General features: G+C 61.1%; 24 protein-coding genes and 1 other RNA gene. 9 read left to right on the top strand and 16 right to left on the bottom strand.

Annotated features, from left to right (window positions below; translation table 11 throughout):
• Positions 1 to 13: 13 nt before the first annotated feature.
• From FBZ97_RS34575 to recR, 7 genes are all read right to left on the bottom strand, one after another.
• A complete protein-coding gene (locus tag FBZ97_RS34575) occupies positions 14 to 628 on the bottom strand; it encodes a hypothetical protein (RefSeq protein ID WP_186449586.1) in 615 nt (204 codons plus the stop codon).
• 79 nt (positions 629 to 707) lie between these two features.
• Positions 708 to 3,455 (bottom strand): translation initiation factor IF-2, encoded by a 2,748-nt coding sequence (gene infB, locus FBZ97_RS32560; RefSeq protein ID WP_145324201.1) that lies wholly within the window; start codon positions 3,453 to 3,455, stop codon positions 708 to 710.
• Between the two features lie 101 nt (positions 3,456 to 3,556).
• Entirely contained in the window at positions 3,557 to 4,249 is a 693-nt protein-coding gene (locus FBZ97_RS32565) for an RNA-binding protein (protein ID WP_145324199.1), read from the bottom strand.
• On the bottom strand, positions 4,246 to 5,856 hold the full coding sequence (nusA, locus tag FBZ97_RS32570) for a transcription termination factor NusA (protein WP_069613595.1): 1,611 nt from the start codon (positions 5,854 to 5,856) through the stop codon (positions 4,246 to 4,248). Before nusA ends, FBZ97_RS32565 begins: the two co-directional genes overlap by 4 nt.
• A gap of 63 nt (positions 5,857 to 5,919) precedes the next feature.
• Positions 5,920 to 6,525 (bottom strand): ribosome maturation factor RimP, encoded by a 606-nt coding sequence (gene rimP, locus FBZ97_RS32575; protein WP_113330935.1) that lies wholly within the window; start codon positions 6,523 to 6,525, stop codon positions 5,920 to 5,922.
• A 158-nt stretch (positions 6,526 to 6,683) separates the two neighbouring features.
• Complete coding sequence (locus FBZ97_RS32580) at positions 6,684 to 7,919, bottom strand: lytic murein transglycosylase (RefSeq protein WP_246661925.1); 1,236 nt, start codon at positions 7,917 to 7,919, stop codon at positions 6,684 to 6,686.
• A gap of 241 nt (positions 7,920 to 8,160) precedes the next feature.
• Positions 8,161 to 8,766 (bottom strand): recombination mediator RecR, encoded by a 606-nt coding sequence (gene recR / locus FBZ97_RS32585; protein ID WP_113330933.1) that lies wholly within the window; start codon positions 8,764 to 8,766, stop codon positions 8,161 to 8,163.
• A gap of 57 nt (positions 8,767 to 8,823) precedes the next feature.
• Between recR and FBZ97_RS32590 the strand changes: the two genes are divergently transcribed.
• Positions 8,824 to 9,447 carry an MOSC domain-containing protein gene (locus tag FBZ97_RS32590; RefSeq protein ID WP_145324198.1) on the top strand — a complete coding sequence of 208 codons (624 nt, stop codon included), beginning with the start codon at positions 8,824 to 8,826 and terminating at the stop codon, positions 9,445 to 9,447.
• Positions 9,448 to 9,449: 2 nt separating this feature from the next.
• On the opposite strand, the gene FBZ97_RS32595 is transcribed toward FBZ97_RS32590, so the two are convergent.
• The gene (locus tag FBZ97_RS32595) at positions 9,450 to 10,061 is read right to left on the bottom strand and encodes a LysE family translocator (RefSeq protein WP_113330931.1); all 612 of its coding nucleotides are present in this window, start codon (positions 10,059 to 10,061) and stop codon (positions 9,450 to 9,452) included.
• Between the two features lie 96 nt (positions 10,062 to 10,157).
• Positions 10,158 to 10,694: an alpha/beta hydrolase gene (locus FBZ97_RS32600; protein WP_145324196.1), complete on the bottom strand. Its 537-nt coding sequence runs from the start codon at positions 10,692 to 10,694 to the stop codon at positions 10,158 to 10,160.
• 113 nt (positions 10,695 to 10,807) lie between these two features.
• Here FBZ97_RS32600 and FBZ97_RS32605 point away from each other — a divergent pair, with 113 nt between their 5' ends.
• Positions 10,808 to 11,284 carry an Lrp/AsnC family transcriptional regulator gene (locus FBZ97_RS32605; protein ID WP_113232699.1) on the top strand — a complete coding sequence of 159 codons (477 nt, stop codon included), beginning with the start codon at positions 10,808 to 10,810 and terminating at the stop codon, positions 11,282 to 11,284.
• Between the two features lie 16 nt (positions 11,285 to 11,300).
• Here FBZ97_RS32605 and FBZ97_RS32610 read toward each other — a convergent pair whose 3' ends face one another.
• The 3 genes from FBZ97_RS32610 to ffs all read right to left on the bottom strand — a co-directional run bounded on the left by FBZ97_RS32610 (position 11,301) and on the right by ffs (position 13,768).
• Positions 11,301 to 11,624, bottom strand: a complete 324-nt coding sequence (locus tag FBZ97_RS32610) for a YbaB/EbfC family nucleoid-associated protein (protein WP_037155519.1) — start codon at positions 11,622 to 11,624, stop codon at positions 11,301 to 11,303.
• Between the two features lie 106 nt (positions 11,625 to 11,730).
• Entirely contained in the window at positions 11,731 to 13,605 is a 1,875-nt protein-coding gene (locus tag FBZ97_RS32615) for a DNA polymerase III subunit gamma/tau (RefSeq protein ID WP_145324194.1), read from the bottom strand.
• 65 nt (positions 13,606 to 13,670) lie between these two features.
• An RNA gene (ffs, locus tag FBZ97_RS32620) (signal recognition particle sRNA small type) lies at positions 13,671 to 13,768 on the bottom strand.
• Between the two features lie 91 nt (positions 13,769 to 13,859).
• Here ffs and FBZ97_RS32625 point away from each other — a divergent pair.
• The 5 genes from FBZ97_RS32625 (at position 13,860) to FBZ97_RS32645 (ending at position 17,027) form a co-directional block, all read left to right on the top strand.
• On the top strand, positions 13,860 to 14,270 hold the full coding sequence (locus FBZ97_RS32625; RefSeq protein WP_113232735.1) for an HIT family protein: 411 nt from the start codon (positions 13,860 to 13,862) through the stop codon (positions 14,268 to 14,270).
• Positions 14,267 to 15,226: an NAD(+) diphosphatase gene (gene nudC / locus FBZ97_RS32630; protein WP_145324192.1), complete on the top strand. Its 960-nt coding sequence runs from the start codon at positions 14,267 to 14,269 to the stop codon at positions 15,224 to 15,226. The genes FBZ97_RS32625 and nudC overlap by 4 nt, the downstream gene beginning before the upstream one ends.
• Before the next feature lie 12 nt (positions 15,227 to 15,238).
• Entirely contained in the window at positions 15,239 to 15,925 is a 687-nt protein-coding gene (locus FBZ97_RS32635) for a YafY family protein (RefSeq protein ID WP_069613605.1), read from the top strand.
• 186 nt (positions 15,926 to 16,111) lie between these two features.
• Positions 16,112 to 16,339: a hypothetical protein gene (locus FBZ97_RS32640; RefSeq protein WP_246661253.1), complete on the top strand. Its 228-nt coding sequence runs from the start codon at positions 16,112 to 16,114 to the stop codon at positions 16,337 to 16,339.
• Between the two features lie 319 nt (positions 16,340 to 16,658).
• Positions 16,659 to 17,027 carry a VOC family protein gene (locus FBZ97_RS32645; protein WP_113354130.1) on the top strand — a complete coding sequence of 123 codons (369 nt, stop codon included), beginning with the start codon at positions 16,659 to 16,661 and terminating at the stop codon, positions 17,025 to 17,027.
• A gap of 81 nt (positions 17,028 to 17,108) precedes the next feature.
• Here FBZ97_RS32645 and FBZ97_RS32650 read toward each other — a convergent pair whose 3' ends face one another.
• Positions 17,109 to 17,963 (bottom strand): prephenate dehydratase, encoded by an 855-nt coding sequence (locus FBZ97_RS32650; protein WP_113354129.1) that lies wholly within the window; start codon positions 17,961 to 17,963, stop codon positions 17,109 to 17,111.
• A 24-nt stretch (positions 17,964 to 17,987) separates the two neighbouring features.
• Positions 17,988 to 18,743 carry a 3-deoxy-manno-octulosonate cytidylyltransferase gene (locus FBZ97_RS32655; protein WP_145324190.1) on the bottom strand — a complete coding sequence of 252 codons (756 nt, stop codon included), beginning with the start codon at positions 18,741 to 18,743 and terminating at the stop codon, positions 17,988 to 17,990.
• A 151-nt stretch (positions 18,744 to 18,894) separates the two neighbouring features.
• On the opposite strand from FBZ97_RS32655, the gene FBZ97_RS32660 reads away from it, so the two are divergent.
• Entirely contained in the window at positions 18,895 to 19,473 is a 579-nt protein-coding gene (locus tag FBZ97_RS32660; protein WP_095433515.1) for a cytochrome c family protein, read from the top strand.
• 62 nt (positions 19,474 to 19,535) lie between these two features.
• Here FBZ97_RS32660 and FBZ97_RS32665 read toward each other — a convergent pair whose 3' ends face one another.
• Positions 19,536 to 20,693, bottom strand: coding sequence for a patatin-like phospholipase family protein (locus tag FBZ97_RS32665; RefSeq protein WP_145324188.1), 1,158 nt, complete (start codon positions 20,691 to 20,693; stop codon positions 19,536 to 19,538).
• 121 nt (positions 20,694 to 20,814) lie between these two features.
• On the bottom strand, positions 20,815 to 21,759 hold the full coding sequence (locus FBZ97_RS32670) for an AEC family transporter (RefSeq protein ID WP_113354125.1): 945 nt from the start codon (positions 21,757 to 21,759) through the stop codon (positions 20,815 to 20,817).
• A gap of 397 nt (positions 21,760 to 22,156) precedes the next feature.
• Here FBZ97_RS32670 and FBZ97_RS32675 point away from each other — a divergent pair, with 397 nt between their 5' ends.
• On the top strand, positions 22,157 to 23,149 hold the full coding sequence (locus FBZ97_RS32675) for an adenosine kinase (RefSeq protein ID WP_145324186.1): 993 nt from the start codon (positions 22,157 to 22,159) through the stop codon (positions 23,147 to 23,149).
• Positions 23,150 to 23,420 lie beyond the last annotated feature (271 nt).

The raw sequence follows: 23,420 nt of genomic DNA on the forward strand, positions 1-23,420 counted from the left end.
TCCGGCGCAAAGGTCAAGGCTGGACAGGATTTGCTGCCCGCCAGAAGCCGAGAATCCTTGCGAAAGCGGCATCCTGAGCGTTCTGATTGACAAAGGCGGATGCCGGGATGTAGGTGACAAAGGTTTCGGTATCGAATTCAATCCGTCCGCTGCGGCGGCTGATATTCAAGATCTCGCTCCAGCCAAGCCAAATCGATGTCTGCGCCGAATTCCAGGCGGCACCTTCGGGGGTGATCGTGACAGTGACGATGACATCAGGGCGCAGGCGCGATTGCATCACCCTTAGGCGTCGGCGTGTGGCCCACCTGAAATAGAGCAAGATCAGTGCGTAGCAGATCAGTGTCGGTACGAGCCAAATGATCGCCATCTCACCCAGGCCGATCGATCGCGACAGCCCGAATACGGGAATGAAAACATATTCCCGAAGAAGATGGAAAAAGACGGGAAGCGTTGCGCCGACCACGATCGCTGACACGAAGAACCAGGCCGTCTCGCTCTGTGCATTCCTTGGACGGCGAAGGGCAAAGCGCTGTCCCGCCTGGCGCATCACGGCGACATGTTCCGCCGGCTGGCGAACGAAGGAGACGATGACGGATTGATCGTCTGCAAGCTCTGTCGTGATCTCCATGGCGTACCCATTTAGCGGCATTTAAAAAAACCGCCGGTTTCGGCCGGCGGTTTTGATATCTAGCAAATCGAAGGATTGCTTACAGCGTGCGCGTGATGTGCTCGACGCGGAAGCATTCGATCGTATCGCCGACGCGGATGTCTTCGTAGTTTTCGAAGGCCATACCGCATTCCTGGCCCATGTTGACTTCCGAGACTTCGTCCTTGAAGCGCTTGAGCGTCTTGAGCTTGCCTTCGTGGATGACGACGTTGTCGCGAACCAGGCGAACGCCGACACCACGCTCGACCTTGCCTTCGGTAACGCGGCAACCCGCGACCTTGCCGACCTTCGTGATGTTGAACACCTCGAGGATCTCGGCATTGCCGAGGAAGGTTTCGCGGCGCTCCGGAGAGAGCAGGCCCGACATCGCTGCCTTCACGTCATCCACCAGATCGTAGATGATGTTGTAGTAGCGGATCTCGATGCCTTCGCGCTCCGCCAGCGTGCGGGCCTGAGCATTGGCACGGACGTTGAAGCCGATGATCGCCGCGTCGGATGCACCGGCGAGCGAGATATCGGATTCGGTCACGCCGCCGACGCCCGAATGGACGATGCGCGCGCGCACTTCGTCGGTGCCGAGCTTTTCCAGCGCGCCGGCAATGGCCTCGATCGAGCCCTGCACGTCGCCCTTGATAACCAGCGGGAATTCCTTGATGCCCGAGGTCTGCAGCTGCGACATCATCTGCTCCAGCGAGCCGCGCTGACCGGACTGGCGAGCGGCTGCCTTGTCGCGGGTGAGGCGCTGGCGGTATTCCGAGATTTCGCGGGCGCGGCTTTCGCTTTCGACGACGGCGAACTTGTCACCGGCCTGCGGTGCACCGGAAAGGCCGAGCAGTTCGACCGGCATGGCCGGCCCTGCTTCCTTCACATGCTCGCCCTTGTCGTTGACGAGCGCGCGAACACGGCCCCACTGATCGCCGGCGACGACGATCTGGCCCGGACGCAGCGTACCCTTCTGCACGAGCACGGTGGCGACGGAGCCGCGGCCACGGTCGAGCTGGGCTTCGATGACCGTGCCTTCGGCCGTGCGGTTCGGATTGGCCTTTAGGTCAAGGATTTCCGCCTGCAGCAGGATGGCTTCGAGCAGCTTGTCGAGGTTGGTGCGGTTCTTCGCTGAGACTTCCACGTCGAGCACTTCACCGCCCATGGATTCGACGAAGACTTCATGCTGCAGCAGTTCCGTGCGGACCTTCTGCGGATTGGCTTCGTGCTTATCGATCTTGTTAATCGCCACGATGATCGGAACACCGGCCGCCTTGGCGTGGTTGATCGATTCGATCGTCTGCGGCATCACGCTGTCGTCGGCCGCTACCACAAGGATCGCGATATCGGTCGCCTGGGCGCCGCGCGCGCGCATCGCCGTGAAGGCGGCGTGGCCGGGCGTGTCGATGAAGGTGATCTTCTGACCGTTCTGCTCGACCTGATAGGCGCCGATATGCTGGGTGATGCCACCGGCTTCGCCGGCGACCACGTTCGCATGGCGGATGGCGTCGAGCAGCGAGGTCTTGCCGTGGTCGACGTGGCCCATGATGGTGACGACGGGCGGACGCGAAACCAGTTCGCCTTCCTCGTCGGCAACATTGAAGATGCCCTGTTCAACGTCGGATTCCGAAACGCGCTTGACCGTGTGGCCGAATTCGCCGGCGATGAGTTCTGCCAGATCGGCGTCGATGACGTCGCCCGGCTTCATCATCTGACCTTCCTTCATCAGGTACTTGATGACGTCGACGGCGCGCTCAGACATGCGCTGCGACAGTTCCTGAATGGTAATGGTCTCGGGCAGCACGACTTCACGCGAGATCTTTTCGCGTGTTTCCTGCATCTGGCTGCGGCGGAACTTTTCCTGGCGGCGGCGCATGGCCGAAAGCGAGCGGCCGCGTGCGTTGCCGTCTTCGTCGACATCGGCGGTGGTGACCGTCAGCTTGCCGCGGCGGCGTTCTTCGTCGGTCTTCGGACGCGTGGTGACCGGCTTCGCCGGCTCAGGCCGGGTGATCTTGCCACGGACCGGAGCACCGCGGGACGGGCCACGGCCTTCCTCATCCTCGTTGCCCGGGCGACGGCGATTGGCCGGCGCTTCCGCGGCGGCTGCGCCGGGGCGGGCGGACTGCGGAGCGGAAGCATCCGGACGGCGTACAACGGCCGGCGCCGGAGCAGGCTGCGTAGCCGGCTTCGGAGCGTCAACCTTCGCCTCGACTGGAGCGGCCGGGGTCTGTTCGGCGACCTTGGCTGCTTCTGCGGCGCGAGCGGCCTCTTCTGCAGCGCGACGGGCAGCTTCGGCCTGTTCGGCGACGCGGCGTGCTTCTTCTTCCTGGCGGCGGCGAGCTTCTTCCTCGGCGCGACGAACGGCGTCCGCGGCATCGCGGGCCTGTGCGTCAGCCAGCGCGCGGCGACGAGCATCCATCTCGTCGGCCGACAGATGGTTTAGAACCACCGGACGCGACGAGCGCTCTTGCTGCGGGCGCTGCTGATAGCCCTGGTTGGATTGTGCCGGCCGCTGCTGCTGACCGCCAGGCTGATGAATGCGCGGAGCCGGCTGCGGCGGGCGCGGCGGCTGCGGCGTCGGTTCGGCGACGCGCGTCACCGAGGGCGCCGATGTCGTTACCGGCGTGATTGGCTTTTCGTCTTCAGGACGTAGCGGGCGGCGCTTACGGGTCTCAACCACGACCGCCTTGGTGCGACCGCGGCCCATGTCCTGGCGCACGGTGCCCTGGTTTACGCCTGAAGGCTTCAAGGTGAGGGTCTTCTTACCCGAAACACTCAGCGTCTTGTCGTCTTGATTGTCGGTCATTCCGTTCCTGTTCCTTCGGACAGGGCACGGAAACGTCCGTCAGACCCTGTCGTTCAATGCATGTACCTTAATGAGGCGTCCGGCAAAGGCCGGTGACCGCGTCATTGTTTTCGCCGGCCAGCGCCGCCCGTTGCCCGGGACTGACCGCCGTTGCGGTACCGTTCGAGCAGGTTTGCGCGCTTCACTACACCCTCACCCGCCTGCCCTGCAAGCGCTGCGGCATGGATAAAAGCATTCTGGCCCATCAGTTCGTCCATTTCCGCCTCCGTAAAGACACGGAAGGACGGTATTTCCGCTTCGGTCTCCATGCCGAGATGCCAGGCCTTCCTTGCCTGATCGATCTTGCGCACGCCATCGGCGGCGGCGTTCATCGCATGGAACACGGCAAGTGCCGAGCCGTTGCGAACGGCGCCATCCACCTTCGACGAGCCGGATACGAACTGGCCCGCCTTGCGTGCCATGTTCATCATCCCGGCCAGTTGCGCCGCTAGAAGGCGGTCGACGGTGGCGCCGAGATCGCTCGGCGCGGCCACCTCCGCCTTCAGGGCGCGGGAGAACAACTTCTTTGCTACTGCCTTGTCCACGAGCGCCCGGTCGATCTTGACCCAGCATCCGCGCCCCGGCAGCTGCCGCTTCAGATCCGGAACGACTGTTCCGTCCGGAGCGGCGACGAAGCGGATCAGCTCATCCGGCGATCCGCTTTCGCGTGTTACAATGCACATACGGCCATTTGCGCCGTCACCCGAAAGATCGTTGTCTTCGGGCGCGGCCTTCGGCCCCTCTGCGCTCATCATGCTTCCTGCTCGGCCTCGCCTTCACCTTCCGATGCCTCTTCGGCTTCGGCGGCGAGATCGGCTTCGGTGATCCAGCCGGCCAGCAGGCGGGCCTGCACGACCATCTGTTCGGCTTCGACGCGCGAGACTTCGAGCTTGGAGAACAGGCCTTCGAACTTCTTCGTTTCGCCGTTCTTGCGTTCGCTCCAGCCGACGAGGTCGTCAGCGGCGCAGCCGGCAAAGTCCTCGATCGTCTTGATGCCGTCCTCGCCGAGGGCGACCATCATCTGCGCCGTCATGCCGTTGATCTGGCGAAGCTCGTCGGAAACGCCGAGCGCCTTGCGCTTCTCGTCCATCTCCGCTTCGAGCTTTTCGAGATATTCGCGGGCGCGCGTCTGGATTTCCTGGGCGGTGTCTTCGTCGAAGCCGTCGATCGAGGAGATTTCGTCGAGATCGACGTAAGCCAGTTCCTCGACGGCGGCAAAGCCTTCCGAGGCCAGAACCTGCCCGACCATCTCGTCGACGTCGAGCGCGTCCATGAACAGGTTCGTACGCTCGTTGAATTCCTTCTGACGGCGTTCCGATTCCTCGGCTTCCGTCATGATGTCGATATCCCAACCGGTCAGCTGCGAGGCGAGGCGGACATTCTGGCCGCGGCGGCCGATGGCGAGCGAAAGCTGCTCGTCCGGCACCACGACTTCGATGCGTTCTGCATCTTCGTCGAGAACGACCTTGGCGACTTCGGCCGGCTGCAGCGCGTTGACGACGAAGTTCGCCGGCTCGCTGGACCAGGGAATGATGTCGATCTTTTCGCCCTGCAGCTCGCCGACGACGGCCTGAACGCGCGAACCGCGCATACCGACGCAGGCGCCGACCGGATCGATCGACGAGTCGTTCGAGATGACGGCGATCTTGGCGCGCGAGCCCGGATCGCGGGCGACCGACTTCACTTGGATGATGCCGTCGTAGATCTCAGGCACTTCCATGGTGAAGAGCTTGACCATGAACTGCGGATGCGTGCGCGACAGGAAGATCTGCGGGCCACGCTGCTCGCGACGAACGTCGTAGACATAGGCGCGGACGCGATCGCCATAGCGGAAGTTTTCGCGCGGGATCATTTCGTCGCGGCGGATGATGCCTTCGCCACGGCCGAGGTCGACGATGACGTTGCCGTATTCGACGCGCTTGACGGTGCCGTTGACGATTTCGCCGACGCGATCCTTGAATTCGTCGAACTGGCGGTCACGTTCGGCTTCGCGCACCTTCTGCACGATGACCTGCTTGGCCGACTGGGCGGCGATGCGGCCGAAATCCATCGGCGGCAGCGGATCGGCGATAAAATCGCCGAGGGCTGCGTCCGGGTTGCGGTCGCGGGCCAGTTCCAGCGGGATCTGCGTGGAATAGTCTTCGGCCTTTTCGACCACTTCGAGCAGACGCTGGAGGCGGATTTCACCCGTCTTCGGATTGATATCGGCGCGGATATTCGATTCCGTGCCGTAACGCGAGCGCGCGGCCTTCTGGATCGCATCCGCCATTGCGGCAAGCACGATCTCGCGGTCGATGACCTTTTCGCGCGCCACTGCATCTGCGATCTGCAGAAGTTCTAGCCGGTTCGCACTGACTGCCATTGTTCTTAGTCTCCGTCTTCCTGCCTTCAGGTTTCCCGTTCCGTCAGGCGGTTCGTTGATCGGTTATTCCTGGTCGTCCGCTTCGTTCTGGTTCGCTGCCTCGGCTTTCGCCAGCTTATCGGCGCGCAGCGCGTCGCGGATGAGATCGTCCGTCAGGATCAGCTTGGCCTCGGCCAGCGTGCTGAACGGAATGGTCACCTTGGGCTCCTCGCCATAGGCGACCTGGTCGCGTTCGATCGTGAAGCCGTCATTGTCGACGGCGGCGATCTTGCCGCGGAAACGCTTGCGGTTATCAACGAGGATCGACGTTTCGCACTTGACGATATGGCCGATCCAGCGCTGAAAATCCGACTTTCGCACCATCGGGCGGTCGATACCCGGCGAAGACACTTCGAGATGATACGCCTTATCGATCGGATCTTCCACATCCAGGACCGGAGAAATGGCCATGGAGACCTCTTCGCAGTCCTCGACGGTCATGGTGCCGTCGTTGCGCTCGGTCATGATCTGCAGTGTCAGGCCGTTCAGATTGAGAAGGCGCACGCGCACCAGACGGAAGCCCATGCCCACAAGCACGGGCTCGATGATCGCGGCGACGCGCTGATCAAGGCCGGTTTCGACGATCAGCCGGGGTTCATTGGTATTGTCTGCGTTTGTCACGTCCGACAAGCATTCACTCCGCATTGTTCATGCATTGGGAGATCGCGCTAATAAAAAAGAGCGGGTCCTTGCGGCCCACTCTTCATCACACGATCAAGAATTTGATGCGGATATAAGCCTCTTTCCGGCAAATTGCAAGGCATTCGCGCCGAAAGCCTTTTCCGCAGCTATTTCAGCACGCCGAGCATGGAGCTATCGGGATAGCAGTTGGGCTTCATGCCGCTCTTTTCCTGCCATTGACCGATCGAGCGCCGGGTTTTGTAGCCGGGCAGGCCGTCCGTGCCGCCGACATCGTAGCCCTTGTGCTCCAGAACCTTCTGCATATTGGCGACATCCGAGCGCAGCATCTTGCCGACATCGCCCCATTTTTCCTGAAAAGCGCCGCTGCCATTGGCGATGCGGTCGGCAAGATTGCCGATATAGAGGCCGTAGAGATCGGAATTGTTGTATTCCTTGATCACGTAGAAATTCGGCGTGACGATGAATTCCGGTCCATCGCGGCCGGCCGGGACCAACATCATGCCGCTGGCGCGCATTTCGTTCGCTGGGAAGGCCTTGCCGGAAACCGGCTTGATCCCAAGCGAAGCCCATTGCGAGATCGGCTTCGCTAGATCAGGTCCTTCCTGCGCGCAGGACACATTCTGCGGAATGGTCACTTCGTATCCCCAGCCACGGCCGCGCTGCCAGCCCTTCTGAACCATATAGTTGGCTATGGAGGCCAAAGTGTCCGGCACTGAGGTCCAGATGTTGCGATGGCCGTCGCCATCGAAATCGACGGCATATTTCAGATAGTTGGTCGGCATGAACTGCGGCTGGCCGAGCGCGCCGGCCCACGAGCCCTTGAACTGATCCGGCGTCACATCGCCATGGTCGAGGATGCGCAGTGCCGCGATCACTTCGGTGCGGAACATATCCTTGCGCGTCGACATGAAGGCCTTAGTCGCCAGCACCTGCATCGCCGAATTCGGCAGCTTGGCGGCGCCGAAGCCGGTTTCGCGGCCCCAAATCGCAAGCAGGATCGGTCCCGGAACGCCATAGGTCTTCTCGATGCGCCGCAGCACCGGCCCATATTGCGAGGCGAGGCTTCGTCCCGTTACCGCCAGCTTCTGCAGCCGTGCCTCATTGAAATAGGGGGCGGGCGAGGAGAATTCGGCCTGGGTCTGCGGCTGTTGCTTCGGCTTCGGGAAACCCGGCGGCTCGAGGTCGGGCAGATCCCAGTTCAGCATCACGCCGGCAAAGGCGGCCTGGAAGGTCTTTTCCGAAATCCCGGCCTTTCGCGCTTCCGGCCAGAGATCCTTCTGAATCCAGGTTTGAAACTGCGCTTCGACATCGGCCTTGGAGGCGGCGAGCGCGGGGAGGGGAAGGAGGGGAAGGAGGGTGAGGAGGAGGATGAGCAGTCGCAGAACGTGCCGCGAGATACCCCCCTCTGCCCCTTTCGGGACATCTCCCCCACAAGGGGGGAGATTGTTGGCGGTGGGCTTTGCGCCATACCGGAGGTCTGAAGTTTCTGCGATTGCAGTGCCAAATTGTTTGTCGAAGACGGTGCTACGAGCGACCAATCTCCCCCCTTGTGGGGGAGATGTCAGCGAAAGCTGACAGAGGGGGGTAAAAACTCTCCTCATACTCTTTCCTTTGTTGCGGCTCTCAAATCGCCGTCCGCGCCCTCAGCGCCGCCGCTAGCGTTCCTTCGTCGAGATAATCGAGCTCGCCTCCGACGGGCACGCCATGGGCAAGACGGGTAATCTTGACTTCGAGGCCATCAAGCTGGTCAGTTATATAGTGTGCTGTTGTTTGCCCCTCGACCGTCGCATTGACGGCGATGATGATCTCGCGAATGCCGCCTTCGCTGACGCGAGCGATCAATCCGCGAATATTGAGATCGTCAGGCCCGACACCGTCGAGCGGCGACAGGACGCCGCCGAGGACATGGTAGGCGGCGTTCATCGCGCCTGATCGCTCCAGCGCCCAGAGATCGGAGACGTCCTCGACGACGATGATGACGGACTGGTCGCGGCGATCGTCGGTGCAGACAGTGCAGGGGTCGACGGTATCGACATTGCCGCAGCGCGAGCAGATCTTCACCTTGTCGTAAGCGTCGGCCATCGCATGCGACAGCGGGCCGAGCAGCTGGTCCTTCTTCTTGATCAGATGCAGCGCCGCGCGGCGCGCAGAGCGCGGCCCGAGGCCTGGTACTTTCGCCAGGAGCTGGATGAGTTTTTCGATTTCGGGGCCGGTGACTCGCTTTGCCATGGGAGGCTTTTAGCTCATATGCTCAAGGAACGGAATCACGGAAGGAACGGTTGACCGATGAAAATTCTGGCCGTGTGCCGCGGCGCTCCGGAAACGCTGCCGGGCAAGAAGGCGAAGACGGGGATCAATAAGCACGCCGTCAGCGGTGCCGTCATGGTCGATGAGCTCGGGTTGCTCGGTGATGCCATCTGCAATCGCAAGCATCATGGCGGCCGTGATCAGGCCGTTTATATCGAGGGTTCGCTGACGCTGGACTGGTGGGCAGCCGAGCTTGGGCGACCGTTGGAGCCCGGCACCTTCGGCGAAAACCTCGTCATCGATGGCCTGGACAATTGCCAGGTCGCCGCCGGCGATCGATTCATAGCCGGCGATCTTGTTCTGGAAGTGACCTCCGCGCGCATTCCCTGCTCGACCTTCGCGGCGAAGATGGATGATCCGCAATTCGTCAAGCGATACATCCGGGCCGGGCGGCCCGGCATCTATTGCCGCGTTCTTGCGAGCGGCACAGTGAGCGCTGATATGCCGGTCACCTACCTGCCCTATGCCGGCGAGAGGGTGGCCATGCCGGAAATGATGGCGACATTCGGCAGGCGATTGTCACCGGAGGATCGGGCGCGCTATCTGGCGGCGCCCATCCATCACAAGCTGCGTGCGCTCATCGAAAGCGGCGCAGCGGTCTGAAATCACCGCATGGCAATCGCGACGGCCGCGCCTGCCATGGTGCCAGCGCTGGCGCGATTGGCGATGCGTACGGCGCGGCGGCTCTTGAGGAAAGTTCTGGCCTTCGCGGCAAGCATCGCCCAGGAGAGGTCGATGACGACGAGCACCGCAAACATCGTCGCCACCAGCTCGGCCCAGCCCGAAATCGTCACGCCGTGCAGATCAATGATCGAGGGCAGCAGCGCCACATAAAATACCATGATCTTGGGATTGCCCATGGTAACCGTGAAGCCCGCGAGGAAGAGCCGCATGGCTGATTGCTCGTCCGGCAGTTCCTTTCCCGCCGTATCGGAGGAGGCAAACCACATCTTCCAGGCAAGGTAGAGCAGATAGGCGACGCCCAGCCACTTGATCGCCACGAAGGCCAAATGGAAGGTTTCGGCGATGGTCGCAAGGCCGGCAACGGCGCAGGTCAGCCAGATCGCCTCGCCAAGCCACATGCCCGAGAGGAAGGGCAGCACGTTTCGCGCGCCCTTCGTCAGCACGCGCGCCACAAGTGCAGCTATGTTCGGTCCCGGCGATCCCGCCGCAATGAATAAGGCACCGGCAAAAACAAGCAGCGTCGACAGGCTCATCGCATTCCCTCCGAGCAGGGCAGACCAGACGATATCTGGAAGAAGAGCGCCAGAGATAGCATTCCGGCGCGGCTTTTCCAAATACGGGATTTATGTTCAGCCAAGCTCGGCGCGAAAACGCCCGAAGATTGCCTTGCCTTCCGGCCAGTCACCCAGTCCGGATGCCGCATTGATATGCCCGTGCGGCCCGACATCGACGAAGGTGCTGCCCCAGCTTTCGGCGCTGCGACGCGCATGATCGAAGGAGCCGAAAGGATCGTCGGTGCTGGCGACGAGAAGGGACGGAAAAGGCAGCTGCTGCCGTGGCGGATTGGCAAAGCTGCCGGCTTCGGCAAGATAGATTTCGCCCTTTGGATCAGGCGCGGCCACCAGAAACGCGCCAAGGATCGCAGTCTTTTTGATGGGCGCCCAATGGGCGATCAGTTGGCACGCAAGGCTGTGCGCGATCAGGATCGGCGGCGTTTTGGAACGTGAGATTTCGCCCTCGAGCGCTGCAATCCAATCCGAAAGTATCGGTTTGTCCCAGCTCGACGGCTGGAAGCGCCGCATGGTCGGATCGTCCCGTTCCCACAATGTTTGCCAGTGACCTTCTCCCGAACCGCCCAGTCCCGGTAGCGTGATGATGTCGCTCATCTCTATCCTTTCTCCATGGTTTTACACGGAGAAAAGCTGGCATGCCGGGATGCCGATTGACATTGCAATCCATTGGATAAAACTTGTCCCAACCGATGAATTGAAGGCGAGCAATGGATACTATCGAAAGAGGACTGGATCCGACAGATCTCTCGATCATCGAAATCCTGCAGCAGGACGGGCGAATCTCGGTATCGGAGCTCGGTCGCCGTGTCGGCCTGTCGCAGCCGGCGGCATCGGAGCGGCTGAAGCGGCTGGAGGAACGCGGCGTGATTGCAGCCTATCGTGCCGTCATCGATCCAGCTGCCGTCGGGCTCGGCATGATGGCAGTCATCCGCCTGCGCACGACGCATGAGCATATTCGGCCCTATCTCAAGCAGTTTTCGGAAATGCCCGAAATTATCGAGGTGCTGAGGCTGACGGGCGAGGATTGCTTCCTGCTCAAGGTTCTCGTGCCGACACCATCAGACCTTGAAACCATCGTCGATTCCATTGCTCGCCATGGTGCGGTGACGACATCGCTGGTGCTGCGGAACGAACCGATAAAGGCGATCGGCCGCGATCTCATTCGCAAGGCGGCCGCACGCTGAAAGAAATAGTCCAACCTCAGAACGGCAGCTTGAAACCGGGCGGGATCGGCAGACCGGCGGTCAGCTCGCGGGTCTTTTCGGCGGCGATCGCCTCAGCCTTTTCCTGAGCATCCTTGTTGGCGGCGACGATCAGGTCTTCGAGGATTTCGACATCGTCTTCCTTGAAGAGCGAGGGATCGATCTTGAGGCCGACCATCAGGCCCTTGCCGTTGACGGTGACGGTGACGAGGCCGCCGCCGGCCTTGCCTTCGACGCGGATGTCGGCAATCTCCGACTGCATCTTCTCCATCTTCGCCTGCATTTCCTTCACTTTGCCCATCATGCCCATGATGTCGCGCATCGTCTTTGGTCCTTCTTCTCCAAGTCTTTCTTTAAGCGGCAGGATATGTCGTCATGGTCGTCAACCGCTTCAAGCCGAAGCGGTTCCGTCAGCATTCATCCTAGCCTTAGAATTCTATGTCGTCGCCGGGTAGAATATCGCCATCGACGGATTCGGCGATTGCCGGCGGAGCCGCCGCTTCGTCCTCTTCGTCCGTCTCGGGCGCCCGCACCCGCACATCGATGATCTTTGCGCCCGGAAATTGCGCCAGGATCGCTGCAACATCGGGGTCCTGCCGTGCATCGGCAACGCGCTGCTTCTGGGCGTTCGCTTCTGCTTCGACAAGCGTCGGCTGGCCCTCCTCGCGGCTGAGGCTGACGATCCAGTGGATGCCGGTCCATTCCTTCAGCTTGACGGCAAGCTCATTCAGCAGCGTGCCGGGAGCGCCCGGTGCCAGGCTGACATCGAGCCGGCCCGGCTCCAGCTTGACCGGGCGCACGAAGGTACGCACCAGCGCCTTCATCTTCGGATCGCGCTTCTGGCTCGCAAGCTCGGCGATATCGGCCATCGAATTAACAGGCACAAGCGGCTTCGGCGCTTCAACCGGTTTCTGCTCGATGCGGCCGACAGGCTGCACGTCCGGCTGTGTATTCGGAACGGAGCGCAGCATAGCGACCGGTGCGGAAGGCGTAGGTCTTGGCGCTGGCGTTTCCACGGCACGCGCCATGGCATTGCCCTGATAGGACACTGCTCCGCCGCCACTGCCGCCGCTCGTAGACGACGAGGGGCGGGAGCCACCATTACCATCAGAAAACTCGGCAAGCCTGCGCGCGGCATCTTCCGGTGCCGGCAGATGAGCGGCATGGGCCAGCCGGATCAGCACCATTTCGGCGGCGCCGGCCGTGCGCGAGGCATTTTCCGTCTCGGCAATGCCCTTGAGCAGCATCTGCCAGATACGGGAAAGTGCCGTCACCGCCACGCCTTGCGCGAATTCCGCCGCTTTCGTGCGCTCGACTTCGCTGAGCGACGGATCGTCGGCGGCATCGGGCACATATTTGAGGCGGGTCACGAGATGGGTGAAATCAGCAAGGTCGGTCAATACAACGACGGGATTTGCGCCGGCCTCGTACTGGCTGTTGAATTCGGCAAGTGCGGCCGAGACATCGCCTTTGACGACATGGCCGAAGAGATCGACGATGCGGGCGCGGTCGGCAAGCCCGAGCATGGCGCGCACGGCATCGGCGGCAACGAAGCCGCTGCCATGGGCGATCGCTTGATCGAGCAGCGACAGACCGTCGCGCGCCGAACCTTCGGCGGCACGCGCGATCATGGCGAGCGCTTCCGGCTCGGCCTCGATGCCTTCCTTGCCGGCAATGGTGGTGAAGAGCCCGACGAGATCGGAGGCGCTGATACGGCGCAAGTCGAAGCGCTGACAGCGCGACAGCACCGTGATCGGCACTTTACGGATTTCGGTGGTGGCGAAAATGAACTTCACATGCTCGGGCGGCTCTTCGAGCGTCTTCAACAGCCCGTTGAAGGCGGCCGTCGACAGCATGTGCACTTCATCGATGATGTAGACCTTGTAGCGCGCCGAGACCGGGCGGTAGCGCACCTGCTCGATGATTTCTCTTATATCGTCGATACCGGTGTGCGAGGCGGCGTCCATCTCGATGACGTCGACGTGCCGGCCTTCCATGATCGCTTGGCAATGGTCGCCCGGCTCGCGCAGGTCGATGGTGGGCCGATCGATGTCAGCGGTCTTGTAGTTGAGGGCGCGGGCAAGGATGCGGGCAGTCGTGGTCTTGCCGACGCCGCGCACGCCGGTCAGCATATAGGCCTGGGCGATGCGGCCGGTCTCGAACGCGTTGGTCAGCGTGCGAACCATCGGCTCCTGGCCGACCATCAGATCCGTGAAGTCCTTGGGTCTGTATTTGCGGGCCAGCACCCGGTAGCCGGTGCCGGTCGAGGCGGCATCTTTTGCTTGTCGCTCGGTGTCGCTCATCGCCCTGCTTGTTGCCCGGTGCCTAGCTCATCGCCCGGCGAAAGCCGGGTCTTGCTTTCGGAGTGGTGGGAGGCTGGCACGAATGACCCGTGCCGGGCTCGTTAGGGCTGCTTCCTTCCGGACCTGACCCGGTTGGCGAGTGGCTCGTCCACCACCAACCTCCCGGATGCACATATCGGCAATATCGTCATCAAAAGCAAGCCAAGGTCAAAAAAAACTGCTAAACATTTGATAAAACAATGGAGGATGCCCCCTTGAAGGAGTTTACGCTCGACGATCGTCTGGCGAATGACAGCGTTTCCGTCACCATAACTGGCCTGTGCGATGTCAGGTTGATGAAGGATCGCCGCTGGCCATGGCTCGTGCTCATCCCGCGCCGGCCCGACAAATCGGAGGTTTTCGAGCTGACACCGCTCGACCGGATTTTGCTGACCTTCGAAACGGATAAGGTCGCAAGCGCCCTGAAGACGGTGACGGGCGCAACAAAAATCAATGTCGGGGCACTTGGAAATATCGTCCGTCAGCTGCATGTTCATGTCATCGCGCGGTTCGAAGGTGATGCCAACTGGCCAGGCCCCGTCTGGGGCTACGGCAAGGCGGAACCCTATTCGGACGAAGACATGAACAGCCTCATAGCCAAGTTGCGGGAAACGCTTTCACAATGAGCCATTCCATCTTTTCCTCGGATGCGCCCCATCCGGAAGCCAGCAGTCTCACCGCCTTTGCGGAAAACCAGCTCAACCGGGATGCCGAGCATCGCGACGAGGAATCGATCAAGCAGGCGCTTGCCAAGGAAGGCACGCATATCCTGGCTTTCGCCCAGGACCGGCTTGTCTTGAAGCATGACGGGCAGGTGTTGGATCCACTGTTTGCCCGCTACGAGTTGAAGGATCTCGATCCGAATTGGGACGAGGCCGTTCTCCTCGGCTACCGCAAGACCGGCGAGCCGCGGCTTGCCGTGCCTGTGCGCGTCAATCCAGACGAGCTTGCCAGCCAGTACAAGCCGGCTGATATGCGCGCGCTCTGGCGCGATCTTCTGCTGGAAGGCGAAATCCTCGGTGAAGCCGCGCAGGGCATGAGCCTCATTCGCTGGAATGGTGACAACCGTTTCTGCGGCAGGTGCGGTTCCGTCGTGGAAAGCCGCATCGGGGGCTACAAGCGGGTCTGCACGGCCTGCGAACATGTGATCTTCCCGCGCACTGATCCGGTCGTCATCATGCTCACGATCGACGAGGAGCGGAATCGCTGCCTGCTTGGCCGCAGCCATCACTTCGCGCCAGGCATGTATTCCTGTCTCGCCGGCTTCGTCGAGCCGGGCGAAACCATCGAGAATGCAGTGCGCCGCGAAACACTCGAAGAATCCGGTATTCATATCGGCCGCGTGCGCTATCACGCCTCGCAGCCCTGGCCGATGCCGCATTCCCTCATGATCGGCTGCTATGCCGAGGCGAAGTCCATGGAAATCCACATGGACGAAGCCGAGCTTGAGGATTGCCGCTGGTTTACTCCGGAGGAGACGCTCGCCATGCTCGATCGCGTTTCGGCCTCCGGCAACACATCTCCGCCCAAAGGCGCCATCGCCCACCGCCTGATGCGCGACTGGGTGGAATGGAAGCGCTAGGACTATTGTGTCATGGCCCGCTCGGAACGCTTGCTGACGCTGCTGCAGACATTGCGGCGCTATCGCCGACCGGTCAGCGGTGCCGTTCTGGCGGAGGAGACCGGCGTCAGCCTGCGCACGCTCTATCGCGATATTGCCAGCCTGCAGTCGCAGGGTGCGATGATCGAGGGCGAACCGGGGATCGGCTATGTCCTGAAGCCCGGCTTCATGCTGCCGCCGATGATGTTTTCGCAGGATGAGATCGAGGCGCTGGTGCTGGGATCGCGATGGGTAGCCCGCGCTACCGATTCGCGCTTGGCGGCAGCCGGCGCCGACGCGCTTGCCAAGATCGCCGCCGTGCTGCCCGCCGACCTTCGCGATGAGGTCGACCAGGCGGCAGTGGTCGTTGCCACGCGACGTGTGACCGAAGACAAGGCCGATCTTTCCCTCATGCGCAAGGCGATCCGCACGGAGCGCATGGTGCAGCTGACCTATGGCGATGTGAACGGCGCCATTTCCACCCGGCGTATCTGGCCCTTCGCGCTCGGCTATTTCGACAATGCCCGCATCATCATGGCCTGGTGCGAGCTGCGTCAGGATTTCCGCCATTTCCGCGCCGACCGCATCGTCGATTTTGCGGTGCTGGAGGCGCGCTATCCGCGCCGGCGTGTCGCGCTTGCCAGGGAATGGCATGCCCGTGAGGGCATGGTCCACAATTGATCCGCCAAAGCATGTCTGGCAAAAGTGTGCAGCGTTTTTGCGACAACGACATGCGTAAAATCAAAGATCCAAAGCGCAGGAGGCGAATCTGAAAGATCGCGACCCGCTTCAGTGTGATGCTACTGCCAGAAACTGTCAGTAGATGCGGCTATGATGGGTCCATCCAATCAGGAAGGAGGACCGATCATGGCAGGCAACGTTTCCATCATTTCGCAACATGTGCATCGCGGCGGCGTCGAGGCGCTTAAAGGCAAGCATCAGTCATGGCCGGCTCGTCTCTCTGAGCTCGCGCTTGGCTATTTCACCCGCCGCTGGAATCGTCTCGATATCGAGGAAGCGCCGAGTTCCGTGATGCGGGATCTCGGTTTTCTCGATGGCCGTGCACCTTACCGTGAGGAAGAGCGGATGCATTAGAGCAGCTCCAGGAAAACTGCGCGGCAGTTTTCCGTCAGGAATTGCGGGAAATAAAGAGGTAGGGCGGTTCGGAAATTCCGCGAAAGACTGAACAGCCCCGGAGCATCCCGCGCGAAGTTCGCCGCGACTTTGCGATAACGACATCGGTAAAATCGGAAATTCAAGTGCAAGACACTGATCCGAAGGCTGCAACAGGCTTCGGAAACGTGGCTTCGCACGCACTCATCATGACAGACAAAGCCATCCTCGGCGGCTGAGCTCCGTCCGCCGGGCTACAGCCGCATGCCCTTAAATCCATCAAAACAAGAGGACTATTCAGATGACCAGCCCCAACCTAATCATCTTCTATGTCAAGGACCCCAGCGAAAGTACGCCGTTCTACCGCGATCTCTTCGGCCGTGAGCCGGCCTTCGCGTCGCCGAACTTCGTGGCTTTCGCGCTCGACAACGGCCTAAGTCTCGGCCTCTGGCGCCGAAGCAGCGTCGAACCCCAGCCCTCCGCCATCGGAAATCGCGGCGAACTGGGCTTCATGGTCGAAGGCGCTGGCGCCGTCGAGCAGCACTACAAGGATTGGAAGGCACGCGGCCTGCCGATCGCGCAGGAGTTGACGACGATGGATTTCGGCCCAACCTTTGTTGTGCTCGACCCGGACGGCCATCGCCTGCGCGTTTGTGAGCCGGATAAGTGAGTTTTGGTGGCAATTTGCGCTTCCCCTCTTCCCGTTAAAGGGGAGGGGAACTCGTTACCAAGGCTTTATGATAATCTCCTTTTAGAGATTGCCCCGCATCGGATGACCCTTGTAGACGCCGAGGATGCGGACTTTTTCGGAGAAGAAGCGCAGTTCCTCCAGCGCCCGGCGCACATGTGGATCAGAAGGATGACCTTCGATGTCGGCATAGAACTGCGTCGCAACAAAACGGCCGCCGAGCTGATAGCTTTCGAGCTTTGTCATGTTGATGCCGTTGGTGGCGAAGCCGCCGAGTGCCTTGTAGAGCGCGGCCGGAATGTTGCGGACGTTGAAGACGAAGGTCGTGACGATTTTTTCGTCCGGCGCACTGCGCTCGGCCCAGTCCTCGTCGCGCGACAGGATGACGAAGCGCGTCATGTTGTTTTCGGTGTCTTCGACATTCTCGGCGATGATTTCCAGCCCGTAGAGATCGGCCGCAAGCCGGGGCGCCAGTGCCGCCATGCTGCGATCGCCGGTTTCCTTCACCAGCTTGGCAGCACCCGCCGTATCGCCTGCAATGACAGGCTTCCAGCCGTTCTGACGCACGATGTTGCGGCATTGGCCGAGCGCATGGATGTGGCTGTGCACCGTGCGGATCTCTTCCTTCTTCACGCCTGGCAGAACCATCAACTGGAAACGAATCGGCATGAAATATTCGCCGACGATATGCAGTCGCGATTCCGGCAGCAGATGATGGATATCGGCGACTCGCCCGGCGATCGTGTTCTCGATCGGGATCATGCCGAGATCCGCATCACCATTATCGATGGCGGTGAGGGCATCCTCGAAGGTCTGGCAGGGCAGCGGCTCCATGGTCGGGAACATGTCACGGCTGGCCATGTCGGAATTGGCGCCGTACTCGCCCTGGAAGGAGATCTTATTGGTCTTGGTAATCATGGGACTGCCCTTGGGGGAATGCCGTCAGAGAGAGGCGGCGGAGAGGATGCGTCTGGCCTTTTCGAGGTCGGCGGGAGTATCGACACCGAGCGGTATCGTGTCAACGATCTCGACATCGATGCGCATGCCGGCCTCCAGCGCCCTCAGCTGTTCCAGTGATTCGCGCCGCTCCAACGTCGATGGGCCGAGGCTCACGAATTTCGCGAGGGCGGCGCGGCGGTAGGCGTAGAGGCCGATATGGTGATAGAGCGGCCCTTTGCCATACGGTGCGGTCGTGCGGGTAAAATAGAGTGCGTGCAGACGGCTGTCCGAGATCGGTGAGCCGACGACCTTGACGACGCTCGGCGCGGTCTTTTCTTCCTCGTCCTTGATCTCGACCGTTAGCGTTGCGATGTCGACGGCTGGATTTTCGAGCGGGCGCAGCGAGGCGCGGATCGTCTCGGGATCGATGGTCGGCAGGTCGCCCTGTACATTGACGATGATCTCCGCGCGACCTTCAGGATCGACGGCCTGCAGGGCTTCGTAGATGCGGTCCGAGCCGGATTGATGGTCGGTGCGCGTCATGACCACTTCGAAGCCGGCATTGGCGACTGCGGCATAGGTATCCTCATGGTCGACGGCGACGACGATGCGACCGATCGCCGCCTCGCGCGCGCGCCTGGCAACCTGTACGATCATGGGCAGGCCGCAAATGTCAGCCAGCGGCTTGCCCGGCAGGCGCGTGGAGGCCAGCCGGGCGGGAATGAGGACCAGCGTCTTGTCTAAATTCGGATCAGTCATTGTTGGGCCTTCTATTCCCAAGGGAAAAGTGTCAAAACGTCTCATGGTGGAGACCGTTTACAGAGTTGCAAGAAACAGCCAAAAGACATAGGTTTCGCGCGAATTCAAGATGGGCCGGCGGAGGATGCCGGCGGCGAGGGGAGCATAGCAGATGAATTCATCCTACGTGAACATGGGAGTCGGGGCGCTTCTGGCCACGCTGTTCGTGTTGAAGTCCGTGTCGCTCGCGTCAGGATTTATTTTCCATTCAGAGGCACCGGAAAAGCCCGGTTTTGCCATCGTCGCAACCGAGGAACCGGCTGCAGGTGGAGACAAGGGTGCGGCTGCCAAGGCGGAAACGCCGATCGCTCAGCTGTTGCAGAAGGCTGATGCCAAGGCCGGCGAGACGATCTTCAAGAAGTGTCAGGCCTGTCATTCCGGAGAGAAGGGAGGGCCGAACAAGGTTGGCCCTGATCTCTGGGGCATTGTCGACCGCCCGGTCGCAGAGCACGAGGGCTTTGCCTATTCGGCCGGCATGAAGGACTTCTCCAAGGGCGGTTCGGAAAAGTGGACCTATGACCACCTCTATCACTTCCTGGCCGCTCCGAAGAAATTCGTCGCCGGAACGGCGATGGGCTTTGCCGGCCTGCCGAAGGAAGAGGATCGCGCCAATGTGATCGCCTATCTGCGCACGCTCGCCGACACCCAGGTGCCGCTGCCGGATCCGAACGCACCGGCCGCGACGAACTGAGGCAAAGCGGAAGATCAATTGAAAAACCCGGCCGTCAGGGCGGGTTTTTTGCGTTGCATCTTTCAGATCGTGTGCCGACGGGATTGCGTCCGCTGATCGAGGTCGAAGACCTTCAATCCATCCTCGGCGCTTGGCGGCATGCGCCAATCCTCGGCGATCAGCGCCTTTCGCGCATCGCGCAGGCCGGCCTCCCAATGTTCGTGCATGGACAGCGCCGAAAATTCGTAGTCCTTCGAATGCGAGCGGAACTGCTTGTTGCGATAGATCAGGTGGATGATCGTCACGCCGTAATCGGAGCAATGCTGCTCCAGTTTCTTGATTTCCGTATCGGCCTTAGCCTCTTCGGGAAGGCGGGCATAAAGATCGGAGATGGCCCGCCGCAGGCGATGACGCTCGAGAAAGAGGTCGGTGTTGAGCCGGGTGCGGCTGGAATAGGTAATGTCCTTGCGCCGTTCTTCCACTTCTTCGAGATCTTGTGGCAGCGGCCCGACGGCGCTGAAGAGATCGACCTGGAAGACGACCGTATCGATCGCAGCGCCATTGCGCAGCACGTAGGTCAGGGGTGTGTTCGAGACCAGGCCGCCGTCCCAATAGTGCTCGTTGCCGATTTTGACCGCCGGAAAACCGGGTGGCAAAGCGCCGCTCGCCATCACATGCTCAGGCTCGATCTTGATCTCCCTGTTGTCGAAGAAGGCAAAATTGCCAGTGCGCACATTGACGGCGCCGAGGCTCAAACGCACCGGGCCATGGTTGATTCGGTCGAAATCCACGTGATCGAGCAGTGTCTGGCGCAATTGCCCGGTATCGTAGACGCTGGTCGCGCCCGCCGAGCCGCGTGTCTGAAACCAGGCCGGAATCTGCCAAGGGGAAAAGAAGCCGGGCACGCCGAAGGTCGAAACCCACCAACTGCTGACCGAGCGATAGAAGGGATTGGTCTCGCGCCGATCTTCCATCAGCAGATCGACGGGAAGATGCACGGTCACCTTGTTCCAAAAGGAACGCAGAGCCTCAAGCCGTTCGCCGGGCACGTTGCCGGCCATGATAGAGGCATTGATCGCGCCGATCGAGATGCCGGCGATCCAATCCGGTTCGATATTCTGTTCTCTGAGTGCCTGGAAGGCACCCGCCTGATAGGAGCCGAGCGCGCCGCCGCCTTGAAGCACAAAGACCTTCTGCGAATAGGCTGACGCGGGGTTGGTGACTGGAGCTGCAATATTCATGTGCCATCCTTTGCTGCGCTCCGGGTGGGAAGGCCGGGATGCGCAAAATATATGACCATTTTCCTGCCTGCCTCTCCGTAAGCGGAGAGATGCCATTGTTGTCGGCGGGGTCGAGCTTCGGCTATCCGAGCAGATAGGCCCAAAGCGACACTGAGAACGCCCCGAGCGCTGTCGTCAAGGTAATCGTCGAGGCCGCGAGACTGTGGCCGACCCCGAAGCGATTGGCAATCAGCCAGGCGTTCACACCTGTAGGAACTGCGGCAGTCAGCACGAGCGCGGCGCGCCATTCCGCGCTAAGGCCAAGGAGGTGGCCGGCTGCTAGCACACAGGCTGGCAGAAGGAATAGCTTGAAGGAGGCGATCACACTGGTGATGCCGAGATTGCCTGACATTCCGTATTGACGCAGCGCCATGCCGAGCGAGATCAACGCCGCCGGGCCGGCGATATTGGCAATGCTGTCGATAGCGGTTCCGAGCGTCGCGGGAATGGGAAGGCTGGTCAGATGAACGACGAGGCCGCAGAAAAGGCCGATAACGAGCGGATTGCGGACGAGATTGCTGCCGACCTGCCGCAGCAGCTCGGGGGTGCTGCGGCCGGCGCCGGCATTTTCCTTGCGCTCGGCCTGTTCCATCAGCAGCGTGCCGGCGATCATCATGGTCGGCAGGTGCACGGCGATCAGGATCGACATCGCCATGACGCCATCCGGCCCGACGGTGCGCCCGACCAGCGGCAGGCCGATGAAGATCGTGTTGGCGAAGGCCGAGGAAACGCCGGCAAGCACGCCTATGCGAGCATCCCGCCCGAAGAACCGGGTCGCGACAATATGGCCGGCGGTCCAGGTGATGGCGACGCCGGAGAAATAGGCGATCCAGAGCCGAAAAGGCGATGCGCCGCGAAAATCCGCCTCCGCTATGGTCTGGAACAGCAGGAGCGGCACGGCGATCTTGAAGACGAACTCGCTCATCGCCTCGCCGACCTCGGCCTTCAACAGGCCGGTGCGAACGATCATCCAGCCGACAAGAATGAGCAGGAAGACCGGAAGAACATCGGTGAGGATTTCGGACATGCCGGGCGAGGTCGTGAAAAAAGTGTGACTCTGGAGGATGATCCGGGAGTTGTAGCAGTTCGCCGACGTGTGAGAACCCACAAAAACAAAAAAGCGGGCATTGCCCGCTTGTGTGTCCGGTCTCGCCGGAAAGTCCCCCCGGTGCACATGCCGCCAGTTCATCCGTGGTCGGCCCGCGTACCGGTGAGGCGGAAGGCATCATTCCTTCCCAGACTGGCTCGGAAGTCTTTCGAGCTTCCCATCCCAGCCGCTTGATAAGCATTTAAAGATAGAAAGTGACAGGCAAATGACTGATTGGAATTAAGTTGGCAGCCTCGGCGCTGATTTTTCTTCCAAACTTCGGAAAAACCGATATTACCGGATACCGGCTATCACCAATACCGGGATCCTCCAATAGATGACTCGTTTCGACGTACTGACCGTTGGCAATGCCATCGTCGACATTATCGCCCGTTGCGACGATCAGTTCCTGATCGACAACAAGATCACCAAAGCCGCGATGAACCTCATCGACGCCGAACGTGCCGAGCTCCTTTATTCGCGTATGGGCCCGGCTCTCGAAGCCTCCGGCGGCAGCGCCGGTAATACGGCTGCGGGTGTTGCGAATTTCGGCGGCAGGGCAGCTTATTTCGGCAAGGTCGCAGAGGATCAGCTCGGAGAGATTTTCGCCCATGATATCCGCGCCCAGGGCGTGCATTACGAGACCAAGGCGAAGGGCACGTTCCCGCCGACTGCCCGCTCGATGATCTTCGTCACCGAGGATGGGGAGCGCTCCATGAATACCTATCTCGGCGCTTGCGTCGAACTCGGTCCGGAAGACGTCGAGGAACAGGTCGTCGCAGATGCCAAGGTAACCTATTTCGAAGGCTATCTCTGGGATCCGCCGCGCGCCAAGGAAGCTATCCTCGAATGCGCCCGTATCGCCCATGCCAATGGCCGGGAAATGTCGATGACGCTCTCCGACAGCTTCTGCGTCGGTCGCTACCGCGACGAATTTCTCGATCTCATGCGCTCCGGCACCGTCGATATCGTCTTCGCCAATCGCGACGAAGCCCTCTCGCTCTACGAGACCGACGATTTCGAGAAGGCGCTGAAGCTCATTGCAGCCGACTGCAAGATCGCCGCCGTGACGACAGGCAAGGACGGCGCCGTCATCGTGCGCGGCAGCGAACGCTATGTCGTCGACGCCCATCCGATCGAGGAACGTGTCGACACGACCGGCGCCGGCGATCTTTTCGCCGCCGGCTTCCTGTTCGGCTATACGCAGGGCCGCAGCCTGGAAGATTGCGCCAAGCTCGGCAACCTCGCCGCAGCGATTGTCATCGAACAGATCGGCCCGCGGCCGATGCGGTCACTCTCGGAGGCCGCGAAGGAATTCGGCCTGCTCTGACGGAAATCCGTCCGCGCATGATCGTAACAGCCGCCCGCTGCCGAGAGCGCCGGGCGGTTTTTACGTTTGACACGGCTGCCTAAAGTGTCGCGCAAAAGCGTGTAGCGGTTTTGCGAGAACGACATGCGCAAAATCAAGGACCTAAAGCACAGGGAGCGAATCTGAAGATCGCGACGTGCTTGTCTTATGACTGTGCCTGCTTCTTGTGAGAAAAAGAAGCGCCGGAGAGGACGGCCATCCTCTTCCGGCGATGGGGGATGGATCGGAGACG

The sequence above is a fragment of the Rhizobium sp. ERR 942 genome, assembly GCF_007828395.1.
Classification (GTDB): Bacteria; Pseudomonadota; Alphaproteobacteria; order Rhizobiales; family Rhizobiaceae; genus Rhizobium; species Rhizobium dioscoreae.